We start from the raw sequence: 18,815 nt of genomic DNA, 5'->3' as shown, positions 1-18,815 counted from the left end.
TCAGCGATACCCCCAGCTAAACGCCCCTCCAAGCCGCGCCGACAGTCACCCCAAACCCCCTCCGCGGCGAAATCCTTAGCCAGGTGTTGAACATTCCACATCCACCTTTTGACCGAAAGACAAGCCCACGAAAGCGCCCCACCCCACACAACCGCATGCGCCATACACGCATAAAATTCAACAAGAAATTAGGTTAGATTCCGGCACAAGGGAGCCGACCCGGCACTCCCCACAGAAAGCCGGCGTACGCTACGCCCCCCTGCGGGGGACAGAGGCCGTGCGTGAGTGGTTCGTGAGTGAATGGGGGCATGCTCCTCGACTTCACCCATGACCACGGCGGCGAACGGCTCAGCGGTGTGTACGGCGGTGAGCCGTCCGGGACCACCGCCGTGTTGCTGCACGGCGCGGGCTCCGGCAGCAAGGAGCGACTGCTGCCGCTGGTACGGGAGTTCGTGGCCCACGGCTGCCGCACGATCGCCTTCGACTTCTCCGGGCACGGCGAAAGCACCGGGAGGCTCGGTGAGCTGAGCCTACGGCGACGGTTCGAGCAGGCCGTGGCGGTGATCGAGGCGTACGCGGGGGCGGACGGGCCGCTGGTCCTGGTGGGGTTCAGCATGAGCGGGCAGACGGTGGCCGATCTCGCCCGGCACTACGATGACCGCGTGGCGGCGATGGGACTGTGCGCGCCCGCCGTGTACGCCGCCGAGGCGTGGGACGAGCCCTTCGGGGACGGGAACGGCCGGTTCAGCGGAATCATCCGGCGGCCGGACAGCTGGCGGGAGGCACCCGCGCTCGACACGCTGCGGGCGTACGAGAGCCGGGCCGTGCTCGCCGTGCCGGGCACGGACGCGGTGATCCCGCCGGCTGTGACCGAGGCCGTACAGGAAGCGCTGGCCGCGCGCGCCCAGTACACACGGCTCGACCTGCCGGACGCATCGCACCAACTGGGCCTGTGGCTCGGTGACCACGGCGACGACCGGCGGGAGTTCGTGGCGGCGGTGCTGACCGGGCTCGACAACCGGGGCTGGACGGCGACACGCGCGTGGGTGGCCAAGCAGATCGGCCCCGGCCGCTCGGTCGCCGACTCCCGTCTCCTGGCCGGCGGCTGGAGCTCCCAGATGCGCCGGCTCACCCTCGACGACGGCACGGACCTGGTGCAACGCACCTTCGTGAAGCCCTTCTTCCGCCACCACGGGCCCGGGCTGCTGAACCGCGAGGCGTCCGTCCTGGCGCTGCTCGCCGAACAGGACTCCATCCCCGCGCCCGGCCTCGTCGCCGTGGACGCCACCACCGAACACTGCGACCACCCGACCCTGTTGATGTCCGCGCTGCCGGGTCGCGTCCGCGTCGACGGGGACGACCTCGACCGGCGCCTGGACCTGCTCGCGGCCCAACTCGTCCGCGTCCACGGCGTCGTACCGGCCGAAAGGCCGCGCCCCTACCAGGCATGGACGTCCGCGGAACGCGTCCGCGCCCCGGACGGACCCCTGTGGGAGCGGGCCGTGGACGTAATCCGCCGCGACCCGCCGCCGTACGAAGGCCGCTTCCTGCACCGCGACTTCCACCCCGGGAACGTGCTCTTCACGGGAACCGGGCCCGAGCTGCGGATCACCGGTGTCGTGGACTGGGTCGAGACCTCGTGGGGCCCTGCCGACCTGGACGTGGCGCACTGCTCGACCGCGCTCGCCCTGCTGCACGGACCGGCGTACGGGCTGGACTTCCGCGACCGGTACGAGGCACAGGGCGGCCACGGCCTCGCCACCGGCCCCGACCACCTGTACTGGCGGCTGCTCGACGCCCTGCACTACTGCCCCGACGCGGCGAAACTGGCCGGACCTTGGCGCGAGCTGGGGCGGGACGATCTGACGCCCGAGGTACTGGGGGAACGGCTGGAGGCGTACGTGGACGGACTGCTGCGCCGGTACGCCTGAGCCGGCGGGAGCATGGCGAAGCCGCACCGCCTCACGCACCGGAGGCCTTGGCGTGGGCCTCGGGCGAGGGCCGCACCTGCGGAGATCCTCAGGGCCTCTTTCCGCATCTCAGCTGATCATTCACCCACTGCCGACTGACGATTTCCCCATCCGACGTCAGATACTCCCCTGCCTTCAGGGGACGTGACGGCTGGACGGACAGATCAATCCACTCGCCCCTGCCGCCGCCTGACCCTTCGTCACGTGACAGTTCCTCGACCTCGACAGAGAAACCTTTGGGAAGCGCCCCTGCGAGGAGTTTCCCTTCCTGGCGGAAACTGTCTGGTTTCCCCACGATGAACACGCCCCGCTTCACCTCGTCGGAGACGGCCCCCCTGGCCTTCCACAACTGCTTGACACTGCTCGTCTCTCCGCGCCGAACACGGACGGTGATTTCTGCTCCGGAAACCTCATCCGCCGGGCAGAGAGGGTAGGCAATCACCACATTCCCCCGATCGTCCAACCGGTAACCGAACCGCACGGAGCTCGGACCCGGACCTATGCAAGAGGTAAGGGCAACGGCGAGAAGCACCGCGGCGATCCATACCTTTCCTCGGCTTCCACTCAGCATGGATACCCACCATTATCCAGATCGGCCGCGATCTCATACCTGTTGTGACAAGGATCGAGTCCAGCCATGAAGTACTTGGGTATAAAAATGAGCCCGGCCTGGTCCCACTGCTTCGGATGGACCCTCTCGTGCTTCAGTCGCTTCGTGCTGATGTACTCAGAGTCCCATCCCGTGACGTAGGTCCCACCCACGTTCGTTCCCCCTCGGCCGTACATGGGCAGAGCCGCCTGACAGACAGTCAGGCCATGGTCCTTGAAACATTCGGCTCCCCCGAGCCTCGCAACGGTTTCGTACGCAGCACCAGTGACCCGACTCCGCATCTTGTTGAATTTCCTCATGACACCCTTCACGGCTGGCTGAGACATGCTCCACGCTGCCCCGTAGTTGCCTTTGAGGATGCTGCCGAGGATCCCGTCCCTCTTGCGTTGCTCGGCTTCTGCCCTGGCCCTGGCCTTGGCCTGCGCCCGGTACTCCGCCGCCTCCTTCTTTCGCTGCTCCGCATAGGAATCGTTGATCAGATACCCGGAAGGGTTGGCCCGGTACGCCGCGTAGCGTTTCTGGGATTCCTTGTCCTTCATCGGGGTCTGGTTCCAGACCCACTTGCTGCCCTTCTTGGTGTACCCGACGTTCATGCCGCGGTCCCGCGCCCAGGCGTCGTCATTGTAGGAGGCGCCGCCGGCCGGGCCGTCGGGGCGGAGGCCGTCCGGGTCGGACTTGGTGAGCGGGTTGTTGTGGGCGTAGCTGTACGCGTTCATCTGCGCCGGGTCGTTGATGTCGATGACCGGGTCGACGGAGAGGAAGCGGCCGAGGGCAGGATCGTATTCACGCGCCCCGAGGTGGGTGAGACCGGTGGGGTCGTTGGTGCCGCCGACAAAGCCCCGGGTTCCGAACGCAGTGGACTGCGCGGTGCGGAGTTGCCCGAAGGGCAGTTGCCTGCGGCGCGTCAGGGCGAGCGTTCCGACCGCGATGGCGGACATCGCGGTGCCCTGGTGGTCGCCGATGAGGTACGAAGTGGTGGCCCCGGCGCGGACGGCCACGGTCTCGCCGTTGTGCGTGTAGGAGCGGGTGCCGGTCTTGGCGCCGTTGGCGGCGACGGTGAGTTCGTTGCCCTGCGGCAGTGTGAGCGTGCTGGAGCCGTCGGCGTTCTTGGCCATGAGGCGGTTGCCGTCGGCGTCGTAGACGCAGCTGCTGGTCTTGCCGGACTGGCCTCGGCCCCGTTCGTCTCCATCGGCAACACGGACGTGACGCTCAACGCCGAGATCGGCGACCCCGACGGCGGCACACTGAACGCACGGTTCGATCTGTGGGCGACGGGCCATCATCCCAACGACGACCCCGACGGCGTCCTGATCGTCAGTACCAAGGTCTCGACGACTTCCGGGAAAGTAGCGACACTCAAGGTGCCGAAGGCGACACTGCAGAAGTACCTCACCGCGGCCAACGGCATCTACTCCTGGAAGGCCCGGGCGGAGGACAGCACTTCCCAGTCCGCGTGGACACCGGCCGCGGGCAAGCCCGGCTGCCGGTTCGTCTTCGGCCCCAACCGCCCGAGCACGCCGCCGAGCATCAAGTCGAGCGACTTCCCCGACGGCTCGGACGGCTGGCCACAGCAGACGGGGGAGGCCCGGAAGCCCGGCTCGTTCGTCATCGGCGACGGTGGTGTCAACGACGTGACGTCGTACGAGTACTGGACCGACTGGGACACCACCGTCCGCTCCGTCGTACCCACCGCCGACCTCGATGGTGACGGGAAGAAGGACGGCAAGATCACGCTCACTCCGCCTTCGGCCGGCTCACAGAGACTGCACGTCCGCAGCCTCGACGCTGCCAAGAACCGATCGGACGGAGCTCAGTACCTCTTCTACGCCAACAGCCCCGCCATCCCGGACAAGCCCGGAGACCTCAACGGCGACGGCAATGCCGACCTCTACGGCGTCCGCACCAACGGCGAGCTGGCGCTCTACCCCGGCCAGGGAAACGGCCGCGTGGGAACAGCCACCATGGGCGGGAACACCGACTTCGACGGTGCCACCATCACCATCGCGGTGACTGGACGGGGGACGGCTACGAGGACCTGGTCGCCGCGCTTCCCGGCGACGGAGGGAAATCGCTGTACTTGTTCCCCAACAACGGGGTGGGCTTCGCCTGCACGAGTCGCGACGAACAGGCCGACGGGGAGTCGCAGTCCTGCCAGTACGACGCGCAGGAACTCCAAGTGACCGACGAGGAGAACAACCACTGGGCGGCGGCCGATCAGATCCTCGCTGTCGGAGATGTCGACGGACCGCTGGACACCGACGGCAACGGCACGGTCGACACGCCCGGCTTCCCCGACCTCCTGGTCAAGGAAGGCAACCTGCTCTGGCTGTACTTCGGCTCCGATTCCTTCTACCTCGACCAGAACCGGGCACCTGTCCTGCTCGGTGAAGGGTCATGGGCCGACTACGACCTCGTCGCGCCGGGGGACCGCACCGGGAACGGGCACGTGGACCTCATCGCCCGCGACAGGGGCACCGGCCGGCTACACCTCTTCGAGGGCACGGGGTACTCCGGCGAGGGGCTCGGTTCCACGTCGGCGTCCGTCGTCCTCGGCACCGGCTGGACACCTGCCAACCGGCCGCTGATCCCGGCCGTCCCGGATGCGGACGGAGACACCAAGGCCGATGTCTGGGCGACCGGGGGCAACGATCAGTTCTACTTCTACCCGAAATCTCGGGCAGCGGGGTCGCCGTGGGCACTGCGGGCTGGCCGGGCTTCCAGACGTTGAGCTGATCCCGGCAGCGTGGAGACGTGGAGTCGGCCCGTACCGGATTCGTTCCGGTACGGGCCGACTTCACGTGTTTCATTCGCGTTCGCAGGGAGAACCGTCGCCTACTCCTCCGGTGGGAAGACGACCTCTCCCGAGTCGGTCAGTGTGATCGTGATCGCCTCGACCGGGCACCCCTCCGCGGCCGCGAGGACCTTCTCGTCGGCGTCGGTCTCCGGGGCCGACGGGCGGGACTGGCGGGCGGTGTCCAGGGCGAAGGCGCCCGGCGCGTGGTTCACGCACATCCCGGAGCCGATGCAGACCCCCCGGTCGACCTCGACGGCCCAGCGGTCCCCCATCATTCCCCCTCGTATCCGGCCGGCAGGTGGATCATCTTGTGCTCGAAGTACTCGCCGTACCCCTCGGGGCCGAACTCCCGCCCCAGACCTGAGTTCTTGTACCCGCCGAACGGGCCGAGCATGTCGAGGCTGAAGGTGTTCACGCTGTACGTGCCCGTCCTGACCCGGCGGGCGATGTCGATGCCGCGTTCGGTGTCGGCGGTCCAGACGCTGCCGCTGAGGCCGTACTCGGAGTCGTTGGCGATCCGCACCGCCTCGTCCTCGTCGCCGTACGGCAGCAGGCAGATGACGGGGCCGAAGATCTCCTCGCGGGCGATGCGCATGGAGTTGTCGACGTCCCCGAAGAGGGTCGGTTCGACGTACCAGCCCCGCTCCTGGGAGGCCGGACGGCCGCCGCCGGTGAGGATCTTGGCGCCCTCGTCCTGCCCGATCCGGATGTAGTCGAGCGAGCGCCGCTGCTGGCGCTGCGCGACGAGGGGGCCGAGTTCGGTGGCGGGGTCGAGCGGATCGCCGACCTTCAGCGCACCGGCCGCGGCGGCGAACGCCTCGGACGTCTCGTCGTAGCGGGAGCGCGGGACGAGGATGCGGGTCTGGGCCACGCACGCCTGGCCGTTGATCATCCAGGCGAAGGGGACGATGCCCGCGACGGCGGCGTCCAGTTCGGCGTCCGGGAGGATGACGGCGGCGGACTTGCCGCCCAGCTCCAGGGTGACCCGGGTGAGGTTGCGCGAGGCGACCTCCATCACCCGGCGCCCGGCGGCCACGGACCCGGTGAACGACACCTTGTCGACGCCGGGATGCCCGACCAGGTACTCGCTGACCTCGCGGTCGGCCGGAAGGATCGACAGCACCCCCTCCGGCAGCCCGGCCTCGGCGGCGATCTCACCCAGGATGTAGGCGTCCAGCGGCGATTCGGGCGAGACCTTGAGCACGGCGGAGCAGCCGGCCAGCAGCGCGGGCGCGAGCTTGGCGGCGGCGGTGAACTGCGGAACGTTCCACGGCACCACGGCCGCGACCACCCCGACCGGCTCCCGGCGCACCAGCAACGGCCCGAGCGCCCCGGCCCGCCGCTCCTCGTACGGGAACTCGCGGGCGACGGTGATCGCCGAGTCCCACACCATCATCGCGGCGAGCGCCTGCACCATGATGCTCGACGTGTACGGGGTGCCGTTCTCCGAGCTGATGACCCGGGCGATCTCCTCGTACCGCACGGCGAACCCGTCCTTGATCCGGGTGACCACCGCGATCCGCTCGTCCGGGCTCATCCGCGCCCAGGGCCCCTCGTCGAACGCCCGCCGCCCGGCGGCGACGGCACGGTCCACGTCCGCCTCGCAGGCGTGCGGCACCCGGCCGATGACCTGTTCGGTGTGCGGCGAGACGACCTCGATCGTGTCCCGGCCCAGCGGATCGACCAACTCCCCGCCGATGAACAGTTTTCCGTGTTCGACAAGCTCGGTCATGGCTGCTGCCTCCCGCGGCCCGGCGCGTTGCCCGACTCAGTATCCGACTCGGCATCTGACTCTGTGTCAGAACTGATACCAGTTCCAGTTCCAGGAGTCCACGGCCGCGACAGCACCCCGGACGAGATGGTCGACCAGGGCTACTACTGGAACAAGTTCTCGTTACAGTGGGGGCGGCGCATCGGAGCCGCAGAGCCGCACGCCGTCTGGAGAGATGGGGACCTCATGACGCAGGTGACCGACCACGGTGGGGGCGTGCACAGCATCAAGGTGCCCATCCCGGACAATCCGCTCGGCCATACCCTCGTGCACGTCCTGGACACGGATCGGGGACCGGTCCTGATCGATACCGGGTGGGACGATCCCGAGGCCTGGGACACGCTCGGGGCCGGGCTCGCCGCCGTCGGTACGGAGATGGCCGACATCCACGGGGTGGTCATCACCCACCACCATCCCGACCACCACGGGCTCTCCGGCCAGGTGCGCGAGGCTTCCGGGGCCTGGATCGCCATGCATGCGGCGGACACCGCGATCGTGCGCCGTACCCGGGAGTCCGAACCCGGCAGGTGGCTGACGTATCTCACGGCCAAGCTCACCGCGGTCGGTGCGCCCGAGGAGCATCTCGCGCCGTTGCGGTCCGCCGCGGCCGGCGGGGGGCGGACGCGCACATTGCCGGGGTTGCGGGCCGCGCTGCCGGACCGGGAGATCGTGCCCGGTGAGCTGCTCGATCTGGCGGGGCGCAGGCTGCGGGCGATCTGGACGCCGGGGCACACGCCGGGGCATGTGTGCCTGCACCTGGAGGAGGAGCATCCGGGGAATCTGCCGGGCCGGGGGCGGCTCTTCTCGGGGGATCATCTGCTGCCGGGGATCAGTCCGCACATCGGGCTGTACGAGGACCCGGACGACGCGACGGTCACCGACCCGCTCGGCGACTACCTCGACTCACTGGAGCGCATCGGCCGGCTCGGGGCCGCCGAGGTGCTGCCCGCGCATCAGTACGCCTTCACCGACGCGGCGGGACGCGTACGGGAACTCCTCGGCCATCACGAGGAGCGGCTGACCGGGCTGCTGGGACTGCTGGCCGAGCCGCTGACGCCGTGGGAGCTGGCCGAGCGGATGGAGTGGAACCGGCCCTGGGCGCAGATCCCGCACGGCTCCCGGAACATCGCCGTCTCGGAGGCCGAGGCGCATCTGCGGCGGCTGGTGAAGCTCGGGCGCGCGGAGGCGGTGCCGGGGAGCGAGCCGGTGACATATATCGCAGTGTGAGGCGGGGCGGGCATCGCAGTGTGGGGGCGGGGCGCCCCGCCCCGCCCCCGCGGGGCTCATCTCAACGGCAGGGCCTCACTGACCCACCCGTCCGTCGATGCACTCGCGCAGCAGGTCGGCCTGCCCGCAGTGCCGGGCGTACTCCTCGATCCTGTGCACCAGCAGCTCCCGGACGGAGATCTTGTCCTTCCCCAGCCGCTCGCCCAGGTCCGGGTGCCCGGCCAGCGCGGCGTCGGTCGCGGCCTGCTCGCGCTGCAGATCGGCGTACGCGGCGTCGACCACGGCCTGCTCGGCGACGGCTCCGTCGAAGTCCGCGTCCCGCTTGCCGTAGAGCTTCGGCAGCGGTTCACCGTCGGTGATCCAGTTGCGCCAGTCCCGTTCCACCTCGGCGAGGTGGCGCAGGAGGCCGAGCAGCGACAGCGTCGACGGCGGGACCGACCGGCGGGCCAGCTGCTCCGCGTCCAGGCCGTCGCACTTCATCCGCAGGGTCAGCCGGTAGTCGGTCAGATACTCCGCGAGCGTCGCGAGCTCGCCCTCCGGGCTCGTGCCCTCCTTGCTGCGGGGGTCGTCGTCCGGGTCCGCCCACATGTCGGGGTAGACGGTCGCCTGGGTCCAGCGTGCGGGTTGGTCACTCATGCGGGACATGGTCGTCCGTTCGGGGCCGAACTCGCCAGTGGGTTTCCCCCGTTGCCCGCCAGTGGGTATTCCGCGTTGCCGGCGAGCCGAAGCCGCCCCGGGCCCGGCCGGGCCCGCCCGGTAGAGTGTGCGGGTCGTCATCATGCCCGTTCAGGGGGAAGCCGGTGCGAATCCGGCACTGACCACGCAGCCGTGAGCCGTCGTCGCAGACGGTGAGTCGGAATGCCCTGTCCGCGGTCGTGACCGGCTCGGACCACCGGACCCGCCGGTGGTCGGCACCGTCGAGGTATACGGAGCCGGAGCCTGGTGCCTGAGCGTGCCTGTGCCCGGTTCACCCCGCAGGAGAGGCCCCGCCCGCCATGACCGTACGCCGCAGCGCAGCAACGCTCGCCGCCACCGCCGCCGTGCTCTGCGCGGCCGCAGCGCCGGTCGCGGTCGCAGCGCCGTCCCCCTCGCCGTCCGCCGCACTGCCCGCCGGGCTGTACGGCACGAAGGACCCCACCTACGACGGGGTGTGGCGGCAGTCGCTGGCCTTCCTCGCCCAGCGGCTCGAAGGCGTCACACCGGCCGCGAAGTCGGTGGACTGGCTGATCTCCCAGCAGTGCGCCGACGGCTCCTACGCCGCGTTCCGGCCCGATGTCTCCAAGCCGTGCGACGCGAAGACGATGCGGGACACCAATGCCACCGCGGCCGCCACCCAGGCGCTGGTCGAGGTCGGCGGGCACCGGGAGACCGTGAACAACTCGGTGCGCTGGCTGAAGTCCGTGCAGAACGAGGACGGCGGCTGGGGCTACACCGCGGGCGCGCCCAGCGACGCCAACTCCACCTCCCTGGTGATCGGCGCCCTCGCCCGGCAGGGGCAGCGGCTCGCGGACATCACGACCCCCGGCGGCAAGACCCCGTACGACCCGCTGCTCGCGCTCGCGATCCCGTGCGGCGGCAAGGACGGCGGCGCCTTCGCCTACCAGCCCGACAAGAAGGGGAAGCTCGCCGCGAACGCGGACGCCACCGCGGCCGCCGTGCTCGGCGCGATGGGCAAGGCACTGGCCGTCGGGAACAACGCCGCGGGCAAGGCGCCCAGCTGCCACCCGGGCTCGGGCTCCGGCCTCACGCCCGAGCAGGCCGCCCAGAACGGCGCCCACTACCTCACCGGTGCCCTCGCCGGGAACGGCCACCTGAACCAGGCGCCGATGCCGGGTGCCACCGACTCCACCCCGCAGCCCGACTTCGGCAACACCGCGGACGCGGTCGTCGCGCTGTCCGCGGCCGGTCACCAGGACAAGGCGGCCGGGGCGCTCGGCTGGCTGAAGAAGAACTCCGCGGACTGGGCCGCCCAGAACGGCCCCGCCGCCTACGCCCAGCTGATCCTGGCCGCCCACTCGACCGGCGACAACGCCCGGGACTTCGGCGGCGTCGACCTGGTCACCCGGCTGAACGCGGCCGGCCCCGCGCCCGCCGCCGTCGTGACGCCCGACCCGTCCGCCGACACCGGGTACGAGGCCACCGAGAAGGACCAGGTCCACAGCGGCGACGACGTGATCGGGGGCGTGTGGTGGTACATCGGCATCGCCCTCGTCCTCGCGGCAATCGCGTTCTTCCTGATCAGCGGTCGCCGGAAGAACAGGCAGCTGTGAGGCGCACGGGAAGGGCCACCGCGCTGCTGGTGGTCCTGGGCGCCGTCCTGGCCGTGCTCGGCGCGGGTCCGGCCCAGGCGGCCGGCTACCGGTACTGGTCGTTCTGGGAGGGCTCCGGCTCCGGCTGGACGTACGCCACCCAGGGCCCGTCCCTGGTCCGGCCCGACGACGGGGCGGTGCAGGGTTTCCGGTTCTCGGTGAGCGAGGACTCCCAGGACTCGGCGAAGCCGCGCCGCGCCCCCGCCTTCACGAAGATCTGCGCGGACACCCCGGCCGAGGACGGCACCAAGAGGATCGCGCTCGTCATCGACCCGGGCACGACCGCGGACGCCCCGGCCGGTGAGACACCGCCCGCGCTGCGCACCGCGTGCGCGCGGGTCGACCCCGAGGCGAGCGCCGCGGAGGCGCTCGCCTCGGTGGCCAAGCCCTTGCGGTACAGCAGCGACGCGATGCTCTGCGCGATCACCGGCTACCCGGTCGCCGGCTGCGGCGAACAGGTCTCCGGCGACGGGCACGGCACGCCTGCCGCGTCCGCCTCCGCCTCACCGGCCGGATCCGCGGCCGCCACCGGCTCGGGCGGCTCCGGCGGCGGCCCGTCCGCCGGGGTGCTCGTCGGTGTCGGCGCCGTTCTCCTCCTCGGCATCGCCGCGGTCGTGCAGGCCCGCCGCCGCCACGGATGACCGCCTCGACCAGCTCCGCGGTCCTGGCGCGCCGCCGTCCGCTGCGCGCCCCCGAGGCGAACCGGAGCAACGCCCTGCCCGCCGGGGCCTGGTGGCTGTGGGCGCTCGGCCTCGCCACCGCCGCCTCCCGGACCACCAATCCGCTGCTGCTCGGGCTGCTGGTGGGGGTGGCCGGTTACGTCGTGGCGGCGCGCCGCACGGACGCGCCGTGGGCCCGTTCGTACGGGGCGTTCGTCAGGATCGGGCTGTTCGTCGTCGCCGTGCGGCTGGTCTTCTCCGTCTTCCTCGGTTCGCCGATCCCCGGCACGCACCTGGTGTTCACGCTCCCCGAAGTGCCGCTGCCCGACTGGGCGAAGGGGGTCAGGATCGGTGGCCGGGTCACCGCCGAGCAGTTGCTCTTCGCGCTCTACGACGGGGCGAAACTGGCCACGCTGCTGATCTGCATCGGTGCGGCGAACTCGCTCGCCAACCCGGCCCGGCTGCTGAAGTCGCTGCCGGGCGCACTGTACGAGGCGGGCGTCGCCGTCGTCGTCGCGATGACGTTCGCGCCGAACATGGTCGCCGACGTGCTGCGACTGCGCACCGCACGGCGGCTGCGGGGCCGTCCGACCGGGGGCATCAAGGCGGTCCTCCAGATCGGACTGCCGGTCCTGGAGGGCGCGCTGGAGCGGTCGGTCGCGGTGGCGGCGTCGATGGACGCGCGTGGATACGGGCGTACCGCCCAGGTCCCGCCCGCCGTCCGGCACACCACGAACGTCCTCACGCTCGGCGGGCTGCTCGGGGTGTGTGCCGGTACGTACGGTCTGCTGGCCGCGCAGGGCGCGGTGTACGGGCTGCCGCTGCTGATCACCGGGCTCGTCGCCGCGATGGCCGGGCTGCGGCTCGGCGGGGCCCGTTCGGTCCGGACCCGCTACCGGCCCGACCGGTGGGGTGCGCGGGCCTGGCTGGTGGCGGGTTCGGGTGTCGTGGTGGCGGTGGCGATGATCTGGGCGGGCGGTGTCGACGGGGCGGCGCTGCACCCCGGAGTCGTACCGCTGGTCGCGCCGGTGCTTCCGCTGTGGCCCGCGGCCGCTGTGCTGATCGGGCTGCTGCCCGCGGTGGTGGCGCCGGTGCCGCCGTCGGCGGGCGCCCCGAAATCCAAGGAGATCCAGTGATCCGGTTCGAGCAGGTCTCGGTGCGCTACGAGGGGGCGGAGCGCCCCACTCTCTCCGGGGTCGATCTGACCGTCCCCGAGGGCGAGTTGGTGCTGCTCGTCGGTCCGTCCGGGGTCGGCAAGTCGACGCTCCTGGGCGCCGTTTCGGGTCTGGTGCCGCACTTCACCGGTGGCACGCTGAGCGGCCGGGTCACGGTCGACGGGCGCGACACCCGTACCCACAAACCGCGCGAACTCGCCGATCTGGTCGGCACGGTGGGCCAGGACCCGCTCTCCCACTTCGTGACCGACACGGTCGAGGACGAGTTGGCGTACGGCATGGAGTCGCTGGGCCTGGCCCCCGACGTGATGCGGCGGCGGGTCGAGGAGACCCTGGACCTGCTGGGGCTCGCCGGGCTGCGCGACCGGCCGATCGCCACGCTCTCCGGCGGCCAGCAGCAGCGGGTCGCGATCGGTTCCGTCCTCACCCCGCACCCGAAGGTGCTGGTCCTCGACGAGCCGACGTCCGCGCTGGACCCGGCGGCGGCCGAGGAGGTCCTCGCCGTGCTGCAACGGCTGGTGCACGACCTGGGCACGACGGTCCTGATGGCGGAGCACCGGCTGGAGCGGGTGGTGCAGTACGCGGACCGGGTCGTCCTGCTGCCGTCGCCGGGGGCCGCCCCGGTCCTGGGCGCGCCCGCGGACGTCATGGCCGTCTCCCCGGTCCACCCGCCGGTCGTCGCGCTGGGCAGGCTGGCGGGGTGGGAGCCGCTGCCGCTCTCGGTCCGCGACGCCCGGCGCCGGGCGGCGGACCTGCGCGAGCGGCTGGCGTCGGTGCGCCCGCCCGCCCCGGAGCCGGTGGCCGCTCCCGCCCCGCCGCCCCTGGCGCCCTCCCCGGTACGGCGCGGCGCCCTCGCCCGGCTGCTGGGCCGCGGCGCGCAGACCGCAGACGTTCCCGAGCCGACCGTCGACGCCACGGCCCGGGTCGAGCGGCTCGGTGTACGGCGCGGGCGCGTCGAGGCGCTGCGCCGGGTGACGCTCACCGTCGCCCCGGGCGAGACCGTGGCCCTGATGGGCCGCAACGGCGCGGGCAAGTCCACCCTGCTGGCCACGCTCGTCGGCATGGTCGAGCCCACCACCGGCACCGTCCTGGTCGGTGGCCGGACCCCGCACCGCACCGAGCCGCGCGAGATGGTGCGCCGGGTCGGGCTCGTACCGCAGGAGCCGCGCGATCTGCTGTACGCGGACACCGTCGCCGCCGAGTGCGCCGCTGCCGACAACGACGCCGGCGCCGCCCCCGGCAGCTGCCGGGCCCTGGTCTCCGAGCTGCTGCCGGGCGTGCCGGACGAGACCCACCCCCGCGATCTCTCCGAGGGCCAGCGCCTCGCGCTCGCCCTGGCCGTCGTGCTCACCGCGCGGCCCCCGCTGCTGCTCCTGGACGAGCCGACCCGCGGTCTGGACTACGCGGCGAAGGCCCGGCTGGTCGGGGTGCTCCGCGGCCTCGCGGCCGACGGCCACGCGATCGTCCTGGCCACGCACGATGTGGAGCTCGCCGCCGAGCTGGCGCAACGGGTGGTGATCCTCGCCGACGGGGAGATTGTCGCGGACGGGGAGACCCGGCAGGTGGTGGTCTCGTCGCCGGCGTTCGCCCCGCAGACCGCGAAGATCCTCGCCCCGCAGGGCTGGCTGACCGTGCCACAGGTGCGCGCCGCGCTGGGAGAGCCGTCGTGAGCGGGCGCCGGGCGCGGCCGGTGCGGCTCGGGCCGCGTGCGGTCGCCGCGCTCGTCCTCGTCAGCGCGATCGGTGTGGTCGCGTTCGGCTGGCCGCTGCTGGCCGGCCCCGGCGCCGGTCTGGCGCACTCCCAGGACGCGCCGTGGCTGTTCGCCGCGCTGTTGCCGCTGCTGGTCGGGGTGGTCGTCGCGATGATCGCGGACTCCGGTCTCGACGCGAAGGCGGTGGCGATGCTGGGGGTGCTGGCCGCGGTCGGCGCCGCGCTGCGCCCGCTGGGGGCGGGCACGGCGGGGCTGGAACCCATGTTCTTCCTGATGGTGCTGAGCGGCCGGGTGCTCGGGCCCGGCTTCGGCTTCGTGCTCGGCTCGGTGACCATGTTCGCCTCGGCGCTGCTCACCGGTGGCGTGGGGCCGTGGATGCCGTTCCAGATGCTGTCGATGGGCTGGTTCGCGATGGGCGCGGGCCTGCTGCCGGGCCCGGACCGGCTGCGCGGGCGGGCCGAGCTGCTGATGCTGGCGGGGTTCGGCTTCGTGGCGTCGTTCGCGTACGGCACGGTGATGAACCTGTACGGCTGGACGATGGTGCCCCCGGCCGGCTCCGGCATCTCGTTCCACGCGGGCGACCCGCTGGCCGACAACCTGGTCCGCTTCCTCGCGTACTGCGCGGCCACCTCGCTCGGTTGGGACCTGGGCCGGGCGGTGCTCACCGCGGTACTGACCCTGGCCGTGGGTCCGGCGCTGCTGAAGGCGCTGCGCCGGGCCACCCGCCGCGCCAACTTCGAGGCCCAGGTCACATTTGACGGCCCCCGCGAGTGAGGGCTCCCACAGGACCATGGTCCCCCACTATCGGTGGTAGTGGCCGCCCCGGCGCCAGGCCCTTCCCCGTACCCGGCCCGCCCAGGTCGCCCGCCTGAGTGAATAGGGCACTTAATATCACTTGGCCAACTTAATTACCTGTTAGGCCAATTAGGCGCATTTGGCTTGTCCATCCATTCCCGGCGGCCACCGGCGCGTTGTGATTCTCGTGGAACCACGAGAATTCTGGGAGCGGAACACCGTCCTGGCGGAAGCTTTCTGCGCCAGCGACGAACGCATGCGCCAGGCACAGGCGTTGCTGGACGAGACGCAGGCGGAGCGGAGCAGGACGCTGGCCGCCTTCGCCGTCACGGTCGGTGACGACGGATCGATCGCGGACTTGATGGGCCTGAACGAACGCGAAGTGCGATTGGCACGACGCACCGTCGGCCGAACCGACGCACGGTCCCTGGCCGAGGAGCTCCTGAGCCGGTCACAGTCCGCGGCGGGCAGACCGGCCGGGGAGCCTGCCGCCGCGCCGGACAACGCCCTGCCGCACCCGGCCGACGAGCCCCCTTCCCCACCACCGGACGCACCGCAGCCCGCCCCACCACCGGCTGCGCCCCCGGCCCCTGCGCCGGCCACGACCGGGACCCTTGCCTACATCCCGTCGCCGTCTCCGCCCGTCGAGATGGAGAACACCGTCATCTGGTCGCCGAGCATGGACTCCGTGCTGCTGTGGAGCTGGGAGTCCGGTCTCGATCTGCAGACGGTGGCCGCCGAACTCGGCCTGGAGGTACGCGCACTGCTGATGCGCGTACAGGAACTCGCCAACGACGGGCTGCTCACTCTCGCGACCCCGGTCGCGGACGTCGGCCGGTCCGGGCGGCACCGCCGCCACCACGAAGAGGGATACGCGGCGCTGTTCAGCCCCACCGCCACCTTCCCCACCCATGTGCCGTACTGAGGCACGCCCCCGTCGCCCCGGCGACGCGGGCCCCGGCCGGACGATCGGCCGGGGTTCCCCCCACTCCTCCCGCCCCACGGGCCTGCCGCGCTCAGCGCCGCGCGGCCACCGTGTCGAACCAGCGGACGATCTGCGGCCCCGACTTCATGTACGTGGTGTTGTGGTTGGCCGATCCCTGGTCGATCACCGGGGCGTCGACGCCCCGGGCGGCCAGATCGGCGGCGCAGTTGCGGGCGTTGGCGATCGGGACATCGGTGTCGCCGGACGAGGAGTAGAGCCGTACCGGGACGTCCGGCTTCCAGGCGCAGTTGCCGTCCTGGGCGCGCGCCGCGTCCAGCAGACCGCCGGTGAGGTGCTGGAGTCGGCGGTAGTAGTCGTCGGTGAGCAGCTCCTTCAGCGTCGCGGGCAGCGCCGGGATGATCTCCTCCTCGGTGTGGTTGGTGTCGAAGAGCTCGTCCACGATTCCCGCGTACGGCTTCCGGAACGCCTCGGAGGGGTCCTTGTAGAGCGGGTGCAGTCTGCTCTGCGCGGTGAGGTAGTACGTCATGTAGAAGACGGCGCTGGTGTCGTTGACCCTGCCGTCGAAGAGGGCGGGCGTCTCCGCGTGCTCGATGTCGTAGGGGCCCGATACGGGGGCGAGGGCCCGGAGCCTGAAGTGCCGGTCCACGCCGTTGTCGAGGGCCTTGCCCAGGGCCATCGCGACCTGGCCGCCCTGGGAGAAGCCGCTGGCGTACACATCGCCGGTGAGCGGCCGGTCCAGGCGCTGCGCGGCGGTGCGGGAGGCCCTCAGCATGTCGACGGAGGCCGTGACGGAGGACTTGGTGTCCATGTACGGGTGGCGTCCGGGGCCCTTGCCGAGACCCAGGTAGTCGGGCGCGGCGACGGCGCGGCCCGCCGAGGCGTGGAGGTACGGGGCGAAGCGGCCGAAGTCCTCGCCGACGGAGGGTGCGTAGTCGCGGTGGGCCATGGTGCCGTGGGTGTCGGAGACCACGTCGAGACGGTGGGGGCCGCCCTTGGGGAGGGCGAGGAGACCGGTCGCGGTGGTGGGTGCGCCCTGCGGGGTGACGGTGCGGTAGGTGAGGCGGTAGGCCCGCAGTCCGTGGCGGACGGTGCCGGTGTCCATGCCGCCCTCGGCGAGGAACCGGGCGACGTCCGCGCGGTCGAGGTCGGCCACGGGGGTGATGCCCAGCAGGGTTCCTCTGCCGCGCGCGGTGACCGAGTGCGGTGCCCCGGGTGCCCCGGCGGGCTGTTGTGCGACGGCGGGCACGGCGCCCAGGGAAGCGAGGACCATCACCGCGGCGGCCGCCGTCGTCCGGCGGGCGATGCGCCGGCGCTTGCGCGAAGTCGGGTATCCGGTACGGCTGTTGTTGTTATCCATGGCCATGACGCTATTCAGCCGGGCGCCGCGCCGACATCGGCGTGGGCCCCCGGCCCGGGGTGCACCTGACAACACCCCCGGGCGGGGGCCCACCCTCCGCGGAGCCGCCGGGCAGCGCCCCGGGTCAGAGCCGCTGGATGATCGTGCCCGTCGCCAGCGCACCGCCCGCGCACATCGTGATGAGGGCGAACTCCTTGTCGCGGCGCTCCAGTTCGTGCAGCGCCGTGGTGATCAGCCGGGCCCCGGTGGCGCCCACCGGGTGACCGAGCGCGATGGCACCGCCGTTGACGTTGACCTTTTCGAGGTCCTGCCCGAAGACCTGCGCCCAGCTCAGCACCACGGACGCGAAGGCCTCGTTGATCTCGACGATGTCGATGTCCTTGAGCGACATCCCGGCCTTGCCGAGCACCGCACGGGTCGCGTCGATCGGCCCGTCGAGGTGGAAGTGCGGGTCCGAACCGACCAGGGCCTGGGCGACGATCCGGGCGCGCGGCTTGAGCTTGAGGGCGCGCGCCATCCGCTTGGAGGCCCACATGATCGCGCAGGCGCCGTCGGAGATCTGCGAGGAGTTGCCCGCGGTGTGGATGGCGGTGGGCATGACCGGCTTGAGCCGGGCGAGCCCCTCCATGGTGGTGTCGCGCAGCCCTTCGTCCCGGTCGACCAGGCGCCACATGCCCTGTCCGGCCGCCTGTTCCTCCTCGGTGGTCGGCACCTGGACGGCGTACGTCTCCCGTTTGAACCGTTCCTCGGCCCAGGCGACGGCGGCCCGCTCCTGCGAGATCAGCCCGAGCGAGTCGACGTTCTCCCGGGTCAGCCCGCGCTTGCGGGCGATGCGTTCGGCGGCCTCGAACTGGTTGGGCAGGTCGATGTTCCACTCGTCGGGCCAGGGCTTGCCCGGCCCGTGCTTGGAGCCGCTGCCCAGCGGCACGCGCGACATGGCCTCGACACCGCAGCTGATGCCGACGTCGATGACTCCGGCCGCGACCATGTTGGCCACCATGTGGGAGGCCTGCTGCGAGGAACCGCACTGGCAGTCCACGGTGGTGGCGGCGGTCTCGTACGGAAGACCCACGGCGAGCCAGGCGTTGCGGGCCGGGTTCATGGACTGTTCGCCGGCGTGGGTGACCGTGCCGCCGACGATCTGTTCGACACAGTCGGCGTGGATGCCGGTGCGGCCGAGAAGTTCTCGGTAGGTCTCGCCCAGCAGATAGCCGGGATGCAGATTGGCGAGCGCGCCTTGGCGCTTGCCGATGGGGGTGCGTACTGCTTCGACGATGACGGGTTCCGCGGCCATGAGCTCGTCCTCTCCTCGCACTTCCGCAGGGGCGTCCCGGCGCCCGCGGATGGAACTAGTACGCGTTCTAGTTCCTTAGCAGTCTTATGAGGCTTACCCCCGGTACGCAAGAGGGCTGCACGCTCCTTGCGTCCGCTTCATACCGGCCCCACCCACTCTTCACGCAACAGAACGAACCGCCTCTCTTGCCAGTTGTA

The 18,815-nt window shown here is 71.4% G+C and carries 17 protein-coding genes and 1 riboswitch; of the genes, 10 read left to right on the top strand and 7 right to left on the bottom strand.

The features are described from left to right. Window positions 1-308: 308 nt before the first annotated feature. The gene (locus tag OG611_RS15205) at window positions 309-1,931 is read left to right on the top strand and encodes an alpha/beta fold hydrolase (RefSeq protein WP_266419763.1); all 1,623 of its coding nucleotides are present in this window, start codon (window positions 309-311) and stop codon (window positions 1,929-1,931) included. An 88-nt stretch (window positions 1,932-2,019) separates the two neighbouring features. On the opposite strand, the gene OG611_RS15200 is transcribed toward OG611_RS15205, so the two are convergent. Beyond that, complete coding sequence (locus OG611_RS15200; protein ID WP_266419761.1) at window positions 2,020-2,415, bottom strand: hypothetical protein; 396 nt, start codon at window positions 2,413-2,415, stop codon at window positions 2,020-2,022. Window positions 2,416-2,534: 119 nt separating this feature from the next. After that, complete coding sequence (locus OG611_RS15195) at window positions 2,535-3,695, bottom strand: RHS repeat-associated core domain-containing protein (RefSeq protein WP_266419758.1); 1,161 nt, start codon at window positions 3,693-3,695, stop codon at window positions 2,535-2,537. An 87-nt stretch (window positions 3,696-3,782) separates the two neighbouring features. On the opposite strand from OG611_RS15195, the gene OG611_RS15190 reads away from it, so the two are divergent. Both OG611_RS15190 and OG611_RS15185 read left to right on the top strand, forming a co-directional pair. After that, a complete protein-coding gene (locus tag OG611_RS15190; RefSeq protein WP_266419755.1) occupies window positions 3,783-4,760 on the top strand; it encodes a hypothetical protein in 978 nt (325 codons plus the stop codon). Further along, window positions 4,757-5,308, top strand: a complete 552-nt coding sequence (locus OG611_RS15185; protein WP_266419752.1) for a hypothetical protein — start codon at window positions 4,757-4,759, stop codon at window positions 5,306-5,308. The genes OG611_RS15190 and OG611_RS15185 overlap by 4 nt, the downstream gene beginning before the upstream one ends. A gap of 104 nt (window positions 5,309-5,412) precedes the next feature. Here the strand turns inward: OG611_RS15185 and OG611_RS15180 are convergent, their stop codons facing one another. Further along, window positions 5,413-5,646: a ferredoxin gene (locus OG611_RS15180; RefSeq protein ID WP_266419749.1), complete on the bottom strand. Its 234-nt coding sequence runs from the start codon at window positions 5,644-5,646 to the stop codon at window positions 5,413-5,415. Continuing rightward, window positions 5,646-7,106 (bottom strand): aldehyde dehydrogenase, encoded by a 1,461-nt coding sequence (locus OG611_RS15175; protein ID WP_266419746.1) that lies wholly within the window; start codon window positions 7,104-7,106, stop codon window positions 5,646-5,648. Before OG611_RS15175 ends, OG611_RS15180 begins: the two co-directional genes overlap by 1 nt. Window positions 7,107-7,331: 225 nt before the next feature. On the opposite strand from OG611_RS15175, the gene OG611_RS15170 reads away from it, so the two are divergent. Continuing rightward, the gene (locus tag OG611_RS15170) at window positions 7,332-8,372 is read left to right on the top strand and encodes an MBL fold metallo-hydrolase (RefSeq protein ID WP_266419744.1); all 1,041 of its coding nucleotides are present in this window, start codon (window positions 7,332-7,334) and stop codon (window positions 8,370-8,372) included. A gap of 75 nt (window positions 8,373-8,447) precedes the next feature. Here OG611_RS15170 and OG611_RS15165 read toward each other — a convergent pair whose 3' ends face one another. Beyond that, a complete protein-coding gene (locus tag OG611_RS15165) occupies window positions 8,448-9,017 on the bottom strand; it encodes a DinB family protein (RefSeq protein ID WP_266419742.1) in 570 nt (189 codons plus the stop codon). Between the two features lie 105 nt (window positions 9,018-9,122). Further along, a riboswitch (cobalamin riboswitch) is annotated at window positions 9,123-9,258 on the top strand. Window positions 9,259-9,367: 109 nt separating this feature from the next. Here OG611_RS15165 and OG611_RS15160 point away from each other — a divergent pair. The 6 genes from OG611_RS15160 to OG611_RS15135 all read left to right on the top strand — a co-directional run bounded on the left by OG611_RS15160 (window position 9,368) and on the right by OG611_RS15135 (window position 15,946). After that, a complete protein-coding gene (locus tag OG611_RS15160; protein WP_266419739.1) occupies window positions 9,368-10,642 on the top strand; it encodes a prenyltransferase/squalene oxidase repeat-containing protein in 1,275 nt (424 codons plus the stop codon). Beyond that, a complete protein-coding gene (locus tag OG611_RS15155) occupies window positions 10,639-11,322 on the top strand; it encodes an SCO2322 family protein (RefSeq protein ID WP_266419736.1) in 684 nt (227 codons plus the stop codon). Before OG611_RS15160 ends, OG611_RS15155 begins: the two co-directional genes overlap by 4 nt. Then, window positions 11,319-12,476 (top strand): energy-coupling factor transporter transmembrane protein EcfT, encoded by a 1,158-nt coding sequence (locus tag OG611_RS15150; RefSeq protein WP_266419734.1) that lies wholly within the window; start codon window positions 11,319-11,321, stop codon window positions 12,474-12,476. Before OG611_RS15155 ends, OG611_RS15150 begins: the two co-directional genes overlap by 4 nt. Beyond that, a complete protein-coding gene (locus tag OG611_RS15145) occupies window positions 12,473-14,185 on the top strand; it encodes an ABC transporter ATP-binding protein (RefSeq protein WP_266419731.1) in 1,713 nt (570 codons plus the stop codon). The genes OG611_RS15150 and OG611_RS15145 overlap by 4 nt, the downstream gene beginning before the upstream one ends. Continuing rightward, the gene (locus OG611_RS15140; protein ID WP_266419728.1) at window positions 14,182-15,000 is read left to right on the top strand and encodes an ECF transporter S component; all 819 of its coding nucleotides are present in this window, start codon (window positions 14,182-14,184) and stop codon (window positions 14,998-15,000) included. The genes OG611_RS15145 and OG611_RS15140 overlap by 4 nt, the downstream gene beginning before the upstream one ends. 208 nt (window positions 15,001-15,208) lie before the next feature. Next, window positions 15,209-15,946 (top strand): hypothetical protein, encoded by a 738-nt coding sequence (locus tag OG611_RS15135; protein ID WP_266419726.1) that lies wholly within the window; start codon window positions 15,209-15,211, stop codon window positions 15,944-15,946. A gap of 91 nt (window positions 15,947-16,037) precedes the next feature. Here OG611_RS15135 and OG611_RS15130 read toward each other — a convergent pair whose 3' ends face one another. Further along, the gene (locus OG611_RS15130; protein WP_266419723.1) at window positions 16,038-17,324 is read right to left on the bottom strand and encodes an alpha/beta hydrolase; all 1,287 of its coding nucleotides are present in this window, start codon (window positions 17,322-17,324) and stop codon (window positions 16,038-16,040) included. A 124-nt stretch (window positions 17,325-17,448) separates the two neighbouring features. Further along, a complete protein-coding gene (locus OG611_RS15125) occupies window positions 17,449-18,618 on the bottom strand; it encodes a steroid 3-ketoacyl-CoA thiolase (RefSeq protein WP_266419720.1) in 1,170 nt (389 codons plus the stop codon). Window positions 18,619-18,815: the final 197 nt, after the last annotated feature.

It is taken from the genome of Streptomyces sp. NBC_01363, assembly GCF_026340595.1.
Lineage (GTDB): Bacteria > Actinomycetota > Actinomycetes > Streptomycetales > Streptomycetaceae > Streptomyces.
This window is presented reverse-complemented; position numbering and strand designations above follow the sequence as displayed.

What these genes read in the sequence shown, in the direction of transcription:
- OG611_RS15205 (WP_266419763.1), top strand. Translation starts at nt 309, where the DNA reads ATGCTCCTCGACTTCACCCATGACCACGGCGGCGAACGGCTCAGCGGT.
- OG611_RS15195 (WP_266419758.1), bottom strand. Translation starts at nt 3,695, where the DNA reads ATGGCCAAGAACGCCGACGGCTCCAGCACGCTCACACTGCCGCAGGGC.
- OG611_RS15180 (WP_266419749.1), bottom strand. Translation starts at nt 5,646, where the DNA reads ATGGGGGACCGCTGGGCCGTCGAGGTCGACCGGGGGGTCTGCATCGGC.
- OG611_RS15175 (WP_266419746.1), bottom strand. Translation starts at nt 7,106, where the DNA reads ATGACCGAGCTTGTCGAACACGGAAAACTGTTCATCGGCGGGGAGTTG.
- OG611_RS15170 (WP_266419744.1), top strand. Translation starts at nt 7,332, where the DNA reads ATGACGCAGGTGACCGACCACGGTGGGGGCGTGCACAGCATCAAGGTG.
- OG611_RS15165 (WP_266419742.1), bottom strand. Translation starts at nt 9,017, where the DNA reads ATGTCCCGCATGAGTGACCAACCCGCACGCTGGACCCAGGCGACCGTC.
- OG611_RS15160 (WP_266419739.1), top strand. Translation starts at nt 9,368, where the DNA reads ATGACCGTACGCCGCAGCGCAGCAACGCTCGCCGCCACCGCCGCCGTG.
- OG611_RS15150 (WP_266419734.1), top strand. Translation starts at nt 11,319, where the DNA reads ATGACCGCCTCGACCAGCTCCGCGGTCCTGGCGCGCCGCCGTCCGCTG.
- OG611_RS15130 (WP_266419723.1), bottom strand. Translation starts at nt 17,324, where the DNA reads ATGGATAACAACAACAGCCGTACCGGATACCCGACTTCGCGCAAGCGC.
- OG611_RS15125 (WP_266419720.1), bottom strand. Translation starts at nt 18,618, where the DNA reads ATGGCCGCGGAACCCGTCATCGTCGAAGCAGTACGCACCCCCATCGGC.